This window comes from Vibrio sonorensis (assembly GCF_001854765.1).
In the GTDB taxonomy this organism is placed as follows: Bacteria; Pseudomonadota; Gammaproteobacteria; order Enterobacterales; family Vibrionaceae; genus Vibrio; species Vibrio sonorensis.
This window is the reverse complement of sequence record NZ_LJJE01000063.1, coordinates 312,264-324,292: the sequence shown is the minus strand read 5'-3', so window position 1 is coordinate 324,292 and position 12,029 is coordinate 312,264. Positions and strand designations below refer to the sequence as shown.

Here is a 12,029-nt window from a genome sequence, read left to right as displayed (position 1 = left end):
ATGGTGCTCTGCTCTATCATAATGAAATTACGAAAAAGGTACACCGTTAGAGGATGAGATATAGCGGCCATATGGCTAACTGGTTATTAGTTAGCCAAAAAGAAAGGGGCTAATCGCCCCTTTTCTTTAGTTTAACTTATTTAGTGTTGGGAACTGCGAACTCTTGATTTCGTCGATGCTCTTAACAAATGGTTTTAATTGCTGGAACTCTGCGGATAATTCATTGATCGCTTTCTTAGCGTCTTTGCGAGTTGCGTAATCACCGTAAAGCACTGTGTACCATTTGGTTCCATTAACTACTTTGTAGTTTTCCCAGATAGGTTGACCATCACGAGGCAACTTACGGGCAAATTGATCAACTTTAGCCTGCGATCCAACAGCCACTACCTGAATGGTAAAACCGTAACGCGGGTTCATCGCGGTCTGCTTTGCCGTAGGTGGAATAATGGCAACCGCTGGTTTCGCTTTCGCCGTGGTATTCATAGCAGGTTTTACTGCTTGAGCTTCCATAGGTTTTTCAGCCATAGTTTCACTCATATCGTGAATCATGGTTGGTTCAACCTTCGCTACCTTGTAGTCTTCACGGTAACTTTCTGAAGTTACATCCGTAACATAATCGCCAGAAACACAAGCCGTAAGCGCTACTGATAAGCCAACTATTGCAATCTTCTTCATGAATTTATCAAATGCCCTTAGTAGAAATTACTGTAAATCATGCCGTTAGAGCGGCCGAGAATCAAGCTAACTCAGTAATTATATATCAGTACACTGTGATTTACGGCACAAACTTTGTTGGTTGTCACTCAAGATAGCAAAAGAGACACGAATCATCACAACAAATTGTTAAATTGTCAGTTAGGATTTAACACAAATACAATGGGTCACAAGGTGCGTAATGAATCAACTCAATCAGCTTTTAAAACCGCAATCTGTCGCTGTAATTGGAGCTTCAACGCGTGCCATGCGCGCGGGCAACATTGTAATGAAGAACCTACTTCAGGGCGGTTTTGAAGGGGCGATCATGCCGGTGACACCAAAATACAAAAGTGTCTGTGGTGTGCTTGCCTACCCTTGCGTTGAAAAATTGCCAATAGTTCCAGATGTTGCAATCTTGTGTACCCATGCAAAACGAAACCTTGAACTTTTTAAATCACTCGCAGAAAAACAAGTAAAAGCCGTTATCGTACTTTCTGCGGACATGCATCAAGCTGCCGAAAGTGGCGACAGTATTCAGCAATCTTGTTTTGAGGTTGCAAAGCAAAACAACATGCGCGTTCTTGGCCCAAACAGCTTGGGCATGATTTTGCCATGGATAAACTTCAACGCATCGTTTTCACCCGTTAATGCTTTAAAAGGAAACATTGCATTTATTTCTCAATCCGCCGCCATGTGTACAACCATTTTGGACTGGGCAAATGACAAAGAAATTGGATTCTCCGCGTTTGTTTCTCTTGGTAACGCTGTCGATATTGATTTTGCTGATCTTCTCGACTGTTTGAGTACAGATTCTAAAACTGATGCCATATTACTCTACGTGGATACCATTAAAGATGCCCGGCGCTTTATGTCTGCAGCTAGAGCTGCCTCTCGCAATCGCCGAATTTTGGTTCTAAAAGGCGGTAAAACAAAAGCGGGTCAAAAAGCCGCACAGGCGCATACTGGGGGTAACGACACTCTTGATATCATCTACGACTCAGCCATTCGACGTACTGGTATGTTGCGAGTAAATAACTCTCATGAGCTGTTTGCCGCAGTAGAGACGCTCACTCATTCAGTACCGCTACGGGGCGAAAGGCTAGCAATTATCACCAATGGAGGTGGACCCGCAATTATGGCGGTAGACACCTTACTCCAGAGGGGGGGAAAGTTAGCAAAGCTGGATGACAGCACACTTGAAAAACTCAGTGATATCCTGCCATCTAGTTGGAGCTATAACAATCCAATAGATATGGTTGGGGACGCCGACCACTCTCGCTACGTTCACACCCTAAATGCCATTATGGATAGTGATTGCGCTGACGCCATATTGATCATGCATAGTCCTTCAGCAGTCGCTGGCTCGGAACGTACTGCGCAAGCCATAGTTGAAGCAATTAAGAGCCACCCCAGACACAAGAGATTTAATATATTGACCAATTGGTCTGGTGAGCTAACAGCCAAACCCGCAAGGCAAATCTTTACCCAATCGGGAATACCGACCTACAGAACACCGGAAAGTGCCGTTGTCGCATTTATGCATTTGGTCGAGTACAGGCGAAACCAAAAGCAACTAATGGAGACACCAACAACGGCTGAACCTGTCCATGTTAGCGAATTAAACAATGCTAAATCTTGGATAGACGAACGTTTAAAAGAGCACGAGATTGTCCATTTAGACACCCATCAAATCGGGTCCTTTTTGGAACACTTTAACTTTAGTGTTTTACCCACTTGGATCGCTTCAGACGATAGTGAAGCAGTCCATGTCGCAGAGCAAATTGGCTACCCAGTAGCAGTAAAACTCCGTTCTCCTGATATCGCGCATAAATCTGATGTACAAGGGGTAATGCTAAACCTTCGCAATAGCACGGAGGTGGCAAATGCCGCGCAAGCCATTTTAGACCGTACGAAGCTTTCTTACCCCTCGGCAAATATACACGGGTTATTAGTCCAAGGGATGGCAAAGCTAGCCGGTGGCGAAGAGCTGCGAATTAAAATAAAACACGACGAAACCTTTGGGCCCGTGATACTACTAGGCCAAGGTGGGTCGGAGTGGGATGAGACTATTGATGCGGCTTCAGCCCTTCCGCCGTTAAATATGACCCTTGCCCGTTATCTTGTCGTTCGGGCTATCAAAAGCGGGAAAATTCGACCGCAAAAACTCCCAGAACCAATGGATATAAAAGGGTTATCAGAGTTTTTGGTGCGAATTTCTCAAATGGTTGTTGACTGCCCTCAAGTACACGAGTTGGACATTCATCCAGTACTCGCAAATGGGCAAAGCTTTACCATTTTAGACGCGGATCTAACCTTGAAGCGATTTGAAGGTGAAGCGCAGAGCCGTTTGGCTATTCGTCCCTACCCTGTCGAATACGAGGAATCTGTTACCTTAAGGGACGGTGAGCAAGTTGTGTTAAGACCAATTCTGCCTGAAGACGAACCTATCCACGCTGAGTTTATTCAAAACGTTTCAAAAGAAGATCTTTACAAGCGCTTCTTCTCTGATGTCGGTGAATTGAATCACGAGGCGTTAGCCAACTTAACACAAATAGATTACGACAGAGAAATGGCGTTTGTCGCAGTTAAAAAACATGCGGAGGCCGAGCAAATCATTGGTGTTTCGCGTGCTTTAATCAATCCAGAAAACACCGATGCAGAGTTCGCAATCTTAATCCGTTCAGATCTTAAAGGAAACGGGTTAGGAAAAATCCTAATGGGCAAGATTATCGACTACTGCCGTCAAAAAGAAACATTGCAGATGTCGGGAATGACCATGCCAACGAACCGAGGAATGCTAACCTTAGCTCAAAAGCTCGGATTTAAATTAGATATCCAGTTTGAGGACGGTGTAGCGGATATGGTCTTGCCACTTCGTCAATCAGGTTAGTACTGGTTGCGAAGTCCATATAACTTACGCAACAGTTCTTACAAGAGGATCGCAGGATCCTCTATTTCAGTGACCAATGCTGCTTAAGGTATTTAATACACCAAGACTTTGCTTCGCCCATTTGGCTGCGTTTCCAAGCCAGAATGATATCGATACCTCGCTCATCACTACCATCAATTTGTTTGAGCTCTCCAGACTCAATCAAAGGCATAGCAACATGCGTTGGTAGCGTACCAATACCCAACCCCTCTTTGAGCGCTTCCACTTTCGAATTAAAGGCCGTTACAGTAAGCCTTGGCTGCTTTTGCAAAATGTTTACGCTAATCGCGGGTTGTTCGCGCGCCGTATCTGCTATCGCAACAACTCGGTATTTCTCCCTCGCTTGTTCGTCAAATACACCACTTCGCTTGTGAACGTAATGGTTAGGAGCTGCAACCCAAATCATATTTAAATAACCGATAGTTTCCGTTTTCAAATCTTGCGGAAGAGAAGCGGGTTTCGGACAGACTAAAAGATCCGCTCGACCGTCGCTTAGCGCTTCCCAGCAACCAGCCAGTATTTCTTCTTGTAAACGCACTCGCGTTTTACTTACTTGTCCCAAGGCATCGACCATCGGAAAAAAGTGAGTAATTGGAATAATTCCGTCAAATGCGACCGTTAGGTCAAGTTCCCAACCATTGGCTAGCAAGCTCGCTTGGTTCACCAACTCCTGCGTGGCAGTTAAGATATTCCTTCCCTGCTCTAGGATAAGTGTTCCTGCATCAGTGAATGCCGCTTTGTGTCCTGAGCGGTCAAAGATCATGATGTCTAAGTCTTGTTCCAGTTTTTGAATTTGATAGCTAAGAGAAGACGGGGCTCTATCTAACTCGTTTGCAGCGGCAGCAAAACTGCCTCGTCGGTCGATAGCATCCAAAATATGCAAAGCTTCTAGAGTGATTGGGCTGTTCATAGAGGTTGACTCTTAAATGTTATAGTTTTGATTTTAAGCTTAATCACATCAAATACTACATCTTAAATCCAGTCAAGCAACTAAACGACTTACACCATGTAACATAAATTGATAAAAACCAACTCACTAAGATAACCGCTAACTCAAGAAATTTGCCTTACCGGTAGTTAATGACAAATAAATTAATAGTATTTTACTCTACTAAAACAAAAAGCCAGCTCAAGGCTGACTTTTTCTATGTTTCATTCAATGTAAAATAGGAAAAAAAGGTGTTATGAATGAAATTATTATGAGCTTGCCATCTCTTTTTTAACCATTACTGCTGCTGCAATGATAAAAGCGATGATAAGACCTAGCTCCATGAGCAACCCCTATCGTTGAAAGTGAAAATACTAAAAGCTGTGAAATCCCTCATAGTTTAAACACTTTTACAATTTATAGATAGGTGTTAACTGAATTTTTACTAGTTTTGTCGATCCACATCAAAAACCGTCGCACACGCCTCATTTCAAACAATTTTACAAAATATCGAGCATTTATTTTTGTCATGAAATAATAATGTATATTTCTATTTGTAACTAACCTTGCCGCCGATTATTTTGTATGCGGGTAAACCGCGGATAATTGTCTCGCGTGCAAACTGCCCACCACACCCGGGCAGATGCATGGAGTTTGGGTGTAATCTTCCGCTATTCTTTGCTTAAAACATTTAACTAAGGCCCCTTTTCCACCCTTGTGGTAACGAAGCAGTTGTTTTTTACACTTTTTGCAAAAGATGGTAATGACTTTTTCCGGTAGTTTCTTGTTGGGCTTTGCCATAATCAGTCCATTGAGTCTGGTTTCACCCAAACCTGACCAAAGTCAAACCAGCCTAAAGCATTACATTTAGCATTTTGTAACGCACCACATTGATCTTTACTCACGCCCAACCAACAGTGAAGCATCGGAATAATTTGACGCTTTTCGACAAGCGACTTGCCCAACTCTTTTGCCGGAAAAGGTGCTGTTTCATCTGCAAGCCAGCCCGTTATCGTTCTTTTCCAATCAATAAAGTCCTCTTCTCGACTCATTGCTTGAACGTCACCATAATCCAGAAGCCAACCGGCAAGAGCATCCTCCCTGTTGCTCGTGATGCCCATCGCTTTTAGCCAGATATCGATCTCTTCTGGCTTGTCTAACGAATAGTCATAACCAACCAGTTCCACTGAAATACCATCCTCAGCAAACAGTGCTTTAATGGCACTAACTTGGGTTGGAAACATTGGGTGCTGCCCGTGATAGGCAATTTTTACGGTTTTGTCCTGCGGCGGCTTCACTTGCTGAGCGTGGACTGGTTGATGATACCAACCCGGTTTCAACCCATAAGCGGGAAATACACCTAAGTCCGCAACTTTTTCCGGCGGAATCAAGCGATACAAACTTGATGAGTTCAATCGGTTAGAAAAATACTCTGCCCACCTTTCATCCGCTGCTAGGCCCTGTTTCCGATTGAGTAGTAAGAGGGTGCAACCCGGATCAAGGTCAACTTCATCGGCATGTGCTGAAGACTCAGGTTTAATAGGGTTGTTAAGACTTGGAAAAACGAACGATGAATGCGCTTCATCAACCACCCATACTTCAACCAGATCTATCAATGGACGATAGCCAAAATAGCCATCATAAGCTTGCAAAGTCAAGCGTTGGTCATCGTTTTTGATCACCTTGTAAGGGCCAGTTCCAACTGGAAATTTGTCGTATTGTTCGGTTCTTTCGCTTTTGGGTAGCGTAACTCGTGCACAAGACTCGGCGAGCAGAATCGGAAGTCTATAGTCAGGGGAGCTTAGGCAGATATCCACCACACTTGGATTTGGCGATTTAATGTCTATAACGTGTGAAAACAGGTTCTTCTGTTTAAGGCGATTAAGTGAATCAATAACCATATCAGAGGTTAGAATGATCCCGTTGTGAAAGCGTACACCTGGGCGCAGGTAGAAACGCCAGTGTTTCGGAGTCAACATTTCCCACGAGTGAGCCAGATCCGCTTGTAGTACTTCATTTTCATCCATCCTCGTCAATCCACTAAATATCTGACGGATAATATGAAGCTCTGAGCGTCGAATTGGTTTTTCTGGGTTTAGGATAGTTAACGGTCGATAGTACGGAAGTCTAAGGACTTGCTGACCTTCTTGATGGACGACACCCAAATAGTTTTCAATAACCTGTGCCAGTTTCGCTGAGTCATTGTCGAGTACCTTAAGTGCTTGCTCGACCTTGCCCTCATCTAAATAACGCTTGGCTAGATTGTCACTAACATCAGTACGACTGCGCTTAAAAATCAATCGAGAGAGCTTTCCTCGGCCGGGTGAAGGGTGCCATTCAATCCAGCTTCCTCTTCCATTTTGTTCAGCACTATTCTCGCATTTCGGCGCGTACAAAACAGAACCTCGGTTATCTCTTCCAACTGCACACCACTATCAACACCTCGGTAGTGTTCAAACAGGGTTTCGAATTGGACTCTTAATCGCGGACTACTCATAAAGGGGAAATCTCTCTTGCAAGCAACAGAGATTAGTTTCCTCTTTTAGTGGTAAATAATCAAGATGTGGGAAGGTTAATTAATCTTAACGCCCAAACAGCTAGATATCTCTTCAAGTTGTTGAACGTCATCCAACCTTACTGACCACTGAACCTCACTATCATTGGCGACAACGACATTGGCTCCGCCACCTAAGAGAGCGATTGCATCAGCTCGCGCTCGAAGAACGATCTGAGAATCTCCATCAATTCTTATTTGAATCTCTTGCGATGTAACAACAATTTTTCCGCTAGAAAAATCGATTCTCATGACTATGCCTTTTTATTTCGTTTTACTGCGATAGTAAGCCTACTCGTACAGACTAAACGCTCCCTTTCATCGCATATATTAATTTGCCAAACCTGCGTTGAAACTCCCAAATGGATCGGTTCAGCTTTGCCGAACACTAATCCTTCTCGGACGGCTCTAACATGGTTGGCATTAATGTCTAGCCCAACGCAGTAATCTAGTTCAGAAACACAAAAATTTGCCGCCACCGAGCCCAAGGTTTCTGCCAAAACAACCGATGCGCCACCGTGTAACATACCTAAAGGTTGGTGAGTAAAATGACACACTGGCATAGACGCGCTGATATGTCGCTCACCTACCTCGGTATAAACTATATTGAGATGCTCTATCAGCGTGTTTTGTGATGTGTTATTTAACTCGTCTAAATCTATTTCTCGTTTCCAAATCGACATGGCATTTCCCAAACTAATCAATGCTACTCGTTGAGGTAAACTGCTATTATACCTAAGTCACTGAATAGATGCAGAATCGAAACCATCAATTTTTGCCTTCGATTCAAAAGGGAACACTACCCCATTACCATCAGTAACAAGAATTAAAAATTTATACATGGAGTAAGTAATGCTTAAAGCAGCAAAGTATGCCGCGGTTATTGGTACACTGTTCATTACCGCCTGTTCATCATCACCTACTGGTAGAAACCAACTCTTACTGTTTTCCGATCAAGATATGAACTCCTTGGGCTCTCAATCTTTTGAGCAGATGAAAACACAGCAAAAAGTCAGTGACGATCCCAAAATCAACGCTTACGTTCAGTGTGTCACTGATAGCATTACCAAACACGTACCAAGTAGCTACGGAGTTACCAACTGGGAAGTGGTGGTTTTCGAAAGTGATCAAGTAAATGCCTTCGCCCTGCCCGGTGGGAAGATCGGTGTCTATACTGGCTTTTAAAAGTCGCCAAAAATCAAGATCAGTTGGCAACAGTCATTGGCCATGAAATTGCACATGTCCTTGCGGATCACAGCAACGAACGTCTTTCACAATCTCAACTAGCTGGGGCTGGATTACAGCTTACCAATATAGCTTTGGGTTCATCAGAATACTCAGAATATCGTCAGATGACCATGGCCGCCTTGGGGCTAGGTGTTCAGTACGGCGTATTATTGCCTTACGGGCGTACACAAGAATCTGAGGCCGATATGGTAGGATTAGAATTAATGGCTAAATCGGGGTTTCAACCTCAGCAAAGTGTATCCTTGTGGCACAATATGGCAAAAGCGTCTGGCGGAACTGCGCCACCAGAGCTGCTATCTACCCATCCATCGCATAACACGAGAATTTCTGACTTATCCAATAAGATTAAGACTCTGCCCGCCTATTCCGGTGAAAAACCAAACTGTCAGATCTATTAAAGGGAGCAAATGCTCCCTTTTTGTTATCGCTAATCTTACTGCGCCAGTATTTGCAGTGGTAGAGCCAACATACTGTCACCAGAGCCAGCAAAATACCAAATAATGGCAATCAATCCTGCAACTAGTCCCAAATACCACAATGCAGAGACCGCCTGGCCATATCGATCTAAGGGCAAAAGATGGGTTTGGTATCTTCCTTTCCACTCAATAAGAATTTCTATCGTTCCCATAATGAGTAAAAATCCGAATAGCGTTAACCCTAGACTATATGAAAGCACAACGCCTCCAATTGCAGCCGATGTGCACAACGCCAAGCCAGCCACGCTATTCATCGAGAAACTAATGCTTTTCAATACGTGTCCACCGTCTAGTGGCAAGATAGGCAGCAGATTAAATAGGTTTAAAAAGGCATTAAACGCCGAAAGGCCAGCAAAGAAAACCTCACCAGTTAACCAATAAACAATGAGTAGTCCTAAAGAGAGAATGAAACCAAACATAGGGCCCATCATCGAAATTACCACGTCCTGCCATCTAGTATTAATCTTCTCATCACTTAACGCCAAACCGCCTAAGAATGGGATCAGATAGATGCCTTTTGTTTTCATTCCAAAATACTTCATTGCGCGTATGTGCCCGTACTCATGTACCATCAAACACGCAATAAGTGCCAAAGCAAATTGAAAAGAAAATAGCCACGAATACGCAGCAACACTCGCCGAAGCCAGAGCGACTTTTATCACTTTGGCGCTTTTTAACGCTTTGAGTCCAAGGGATACCAAACCGATTGGACTAAAGCGTCTTTCCTGTATAGGTGGTGTGTAAGGTGTTTGCGTCTCGATGTCTTTTTGATCACGGCTACCGGAAAGCAGTTCTGTCCCATCGACATAAGCGCTATAGTTTACCGTGAAGGGTTGCCAACTTAGGTCGCCCAAAACTTCGCAGGTTATGGTCTGTTCACCTTGCCTTAGCAAAAACCTGTGTCGAATCTGTTTCTGGTTACCTTCACTTGCGTCAGCAGTGGAAACCAACTGATTATCCCAAAACAGTTGTTGCCAACCTGCTGGGCTTGCTTCTAAGCGAAGGGGTTTTCCTAGAAATTCTTGGTTGAGTAGCTCTATCATCTTAGCGCATATTGAGTATTGATTAGTGCAAATTATGCCTTTCTATGCAAACTTGGTAAAGGCTTAGTTACCGCGTCACACAATGTAAGATTTCAGAAAACATTCGTGTCTTATAGGCGGTTATCCCTTTATTTCGTGCGTGATTAGTGGATAATACGCGCTTACAAATTTTTACAAGGTGGATAATATGTCTACAGAAGCAACCTTGATGGAACGTTGTCAATCTAAATGTGAACTTTGCGCCAGTGAATCTTCTCTAACAGCTTACACTGTTTCTCCTCATTCACAGCTCACTGTTCAGCACGGAGTCGTGTTGTGCGACATCTGCATTGATCAAATCGAAAACCCAGAAAACACAGACGTAAATCACTGGCGTTGCCTAAACGACAGCATGTGGAATCAGGAGCCAGCTGTTCAGGTGATGGCTTGGCGTAAACTTAAGTCCCTATCTAGTGAACAAGGTTGGGCTCAAGATCTTTTAGACATGATGTATCTAGAAGACGAAACGCAAAAATGGGCTGAAATTGGTCAAGATGACGATGACGAAAAGCCTCGCGATGTTAACGGTGTCGAACTGAAAAAGGGTGATGACGTTACCGTGATCAAAGACCTTCCAGTACGTGGGACCAACCAAGTCATCAAGCAAGGTACAGTTATCCGCGGCATCAGCCTTGGCGACGATCCTAAACTGGTTTCTGGTAAGGCAAATGGCGGCCAATCTATGTACGTTATCGCTGAGTATTGCCGTAAGAAGTAGTCACAAGTTACGGTCGTTATATTAAGTAAAGGCGCTCTATCGAGCGCCTTTGTTTCGTCTGTTACCCACCAAAGTACTACTCGATGACGCCACCGACCGTTTGAAGCTTTTCAAAACTACCCGGTTTAGATATCCACGCTGCTACGAAAGCGACATCTGTTAACTGCCCTTCCCACTTAAACACCCATTTTCCTTCCTTAGAACGTGACTGTTGTCTGTCCAGTGCAACAAAGTTATACGTCAGGGTTTTCCCCTTATTTTCCCCCGCCGGAATTTTCTGGCTATGAGGGTGCGAAATAAAAACAATGGTTGCATCTAACAGTTCATTGCTTTCAAAGCTCAATGTAAAGGTTGTTTCGTTTCTTGTTAAGGTCAGTTGATCGGAAGCGAGTTGGTCATTCTTAGGTAACGTTCGGTTCAACCAATTAAAGAATCCCCGCCATTCTTTACCATCAACAACAAAACTGGGGGTATAAACTGAACCGACTATATCATAAGCGCGATATAGGCGTTGCAACTGACTAAATTGGGGTTGTGAAAAAGGGTCTTTCCAACCTAAATAGTTCCAGTAGTCTACGTGGTAAGCAATGGGAATAGTATCAACCCACAGCTTTGGGTCGTGTGTAAGCTTTGATAGGTATTTGTCTGCTGGCGGACAGCTAGAACACCCTTGTGATGTAAAGAGTTCTATAACTTGAGCTGGTTGCCCAGAATGTGTCCAAACTTGGCCACCCGCTAGGGAGTGCGCAAGTGTAGACATAAGTAATAATCCCATGATTCGTCCCCTCTAATTATGTATAGAGTGACCGAACAACACCCGATTTACTTTCATCGGGTTGTATGGGTACTAAAAACTGATTGAACCTTGTTCTTTTTGCTATCAGTGATGAGGAAATAAAAAAGCGCCGAACAAAGTCGACGCTTGTTAAATTAGCGATTCAAACCGATATCTTTTTGCATATGACCAGATAGGTCGTTTGCGTAAAAAGTTTGTTCACTGTTGTCAGTAAACATTATATCGAGTAAGTGTGCTATCAATCCTTTGAAGTTAACCGCATAGGTCTTCTTGTCCATAGAGGTGTTTGCTGGAATAGCGTCAAAATGCATTACTTGTGCCATAGGAGCCTCTCTATCAATTCGGTAACTTGTATGGTTTAATTTTACTCAAACCCCACTAAAAAAATAATGACAAAAATTCCCTTTTCGGATTAGATATTCTAATTTTACTAAATTTTAACACCAGCACACTTCGCTTATTCATTTAAGTAGCATAACTACTCAAAAAACATATTATCAACCGCCTAAACAGTGATTTGTCAGCTTGCCGCCCTCAATAGTGAAACATTTTATTCACATTGCGCTTGTTCAAAACTTTGAAATACGTCCAATTCTGGATTA

9 protein-coding genes and 3 pseudogenes are annotated in these 12,029 nt (G+C 43.4%); 3 read left to right on the top strand and 9 right to left on the bottom strand.

Features of this window, described 5'->3' with window-relative positions:
* Positions 1-126: 126 nt before the first annotated feature.
* The gene (locus tag BLO31_RS11715; protein ID WP_070966382.1) at positions 127-675 is read right to left on the bottom strand and encodes an SPOR domain-containing protein; all 549 of its coding nucleotides are present in this window, start codon (positions 673-675) and stop codon (positions 127-129) included.
* Positions 676-895: 220 nt separating this feature from the next.
* Between BLO31_RS11715 and BLO31_RS11710 the strand changes: the two genes are divergently transcribed.
* Complete coding sequence (locus BLO31_RS11710; protein ID WP_070966378.1) at positions 896-3,586, top strand: bifunctional acetate--CoA ligase family protein/GNAT family N-acetyltransferase; 2,691 nt, start codon at positions 896-898, stop codon at positions 3,584-3,586.
* A gap of 61 nt (positions 3,587-3,647) precedes the next feature.
* Here the strand turns inward: BLO31_RS11710 and BLO31_RS11705 are convergent, their stop codons facing one another.
* The 5 genes and pseudogenes from BLO31_RS11705 to BLO31_RS11685 form a co-directional block, all read right to left on the bottom strand.
* Positions 3,648-4,535, bottom strand: coding sequence for a LysR family transcriptional regulator (locus BLO31_RS11705; protein WP_070966375.1), 888 nt, complete (start codon positions 4,533-4,535; stop codon positions 3,648-3,650).
* A 568-nt stretch (positions 4,536-5,103) separates the two neighbouring features.
* Positions 5,104-5,354: pseudogene (locus tag BLO31_RS11700) on the bottom strand (hypothetical protein).
* A gap of 2 nt (positions 5,355-5,356) precedes the next feature.
* Positions 5,357-7,050, bottom strand: a pseudogene (locus BLO31_RS11695) (SgrR family transcriptional regulator).
* Between the two features lie 75 nt (positions 7,051-7,125).
* Positions 7,126-7,359 carry a DUF3389 family protein gene (locus BLO31_RS11690; RefSeq protein WP_070966371.1) on the bottom strand — a complete coding sequence of 78 codons (234 nt, stop codon included), beginning with the start codon at positions 7,357-7,359 and terminating at the stop codon, positions 7,126-7,128.
* A 2-nt stretch (positions 7,360-7,361) separates the two neighbouring features.
* Entirely contained in the window at positions 7,362-7,790 is a 429-nt protein-coding gene (locus BLO31_RS11685) for a hotdog fold thioesterase (protein ID WP_070966368.1), read from the bottom strand.
* Between the two features lie 169 nt (positions 7,791-7,959).
* On the opposite strand from BLO31_RS11685, the pseudogene BLO31_RS11680 reads away from it, so the two are divergent.
* Positions 7,960-8,753: pseudogene (locus tag BLO31_RS11680) on the top strand (M48 family metallopeptidase).
* 35 nt (positions 8,754-8,788) lie between these two features.
* Here the strand turns inward: BLO31_RS11680 and BLO31_RS11675 are convergent.
* Entirely contained in the window at positions 8,789-9,871 is a 1,083-nt protein-coding gene (locus BLO31_RS11675; protein ID WP_070966683.1) for a site-2 protease family protein, read from the bottom strand.
* A gap of 190 nt (positions 9,872-10,061) precedes the next feature.
* Between BLO31_RS11675 and BLO31_RS11670 the strand changes: the two genes are divergently transcribed.
* On the top strand, positions 10,062-10,631 hold the full coding sequence (locus BLO31_RS11670) for a PhnA domain-containing protein (RefSeq protein WP_070966365.1): 570 nt from the start codon (positions 10,062-10,064) through the stop codon (positions 10,629-10,631).
* 76 nt (positions 10,632-10,707) lie between these two features.
* Here the strand turns inward: BLO31_RS11670 and BLO31_RS11665 are convergent, their stop codons facing one another.
* Positions 10,708-11,406 carry a DUF1223 domain-containing protein gene (locus BLO31_RS11665; protein ID WP_070966361.1) on the bottom strand — a complete coding sequence of 233 codons (699 nt, stop codon included), beginning with the start codon at positions 11,404-11,406 and terminating at the stop codon, positions 10,708-10,710.
* Positions 11,407-11,561: 155 nt separating this feature from the next.
* Positions 11,562-11,750: a hypothetical protein gene (locus BLO31_RS11660; RefSeq protein WP_070966357.1), complete on the bottom strand. Its 189-nt coding sequence runs from the start codon at positions 11,748-11,750 to the stop codon at positions 11,562-11,564.
* Positions 11,751-12,029: the final 279 nt, after the last annotated feature.

Coding starts and splice junctions, on each gene's coding strand:
- BLO31_RS11715 (WP_070966382.1), bottom strand. CDS start 675: ATGAAGAAGATTGCAATAGTTGGCTTATCAGTAGCGCTTACGGCTTGT.
- BLO31_RS11710 (WP_070966378.1), top strand. CDS start 896: ATGAATCAACTCAATCAGCTTTTAAAACCGCAATCTGTCGCTGTAATT.
- BLO31_RS11705 (WP_070966375.1), bottom strand. CDS start 4,535: ATGAACAGCCCAATCACTCTAGAAGCTTTGCATATTTTGGATGCTATC.
- BLO31_RS11690 (WP_070966371.1), bottom strand. CDS start 7,359: ATGAGAATCGATTTTTCTAGCGGAAAAATTGTTGTTACATCGCAAGAG.
- BLO31_RS11685 (WP_070966368.1), bottom strand. CDS start 7,790: ATGTCGATTTGGAAACGAGAAATAGATTTAGACGAGTTAAATAACACA.
- BLO31_RS11670 (WP_070966365.1), top strand. CDS start 10,062: ATGTCTACAGAAGCAACCTTGATGGAACGTTGTCAATCTAAATGTGAA.
- BLO31_RS11665 (WP_070966361.1), bottom strand. CDS start 11,406: ATGGGATTATTACTTATGTCTACACTTGCGCACTCCCTAGCGGGTGGC.
- BLO31_RS11660 (WP_070966357.1), bottom strand. CDS start 11,750: ATGGCACAAGTAATGCATTTTGACGCTATTCCAGCAAACACCTCTATG.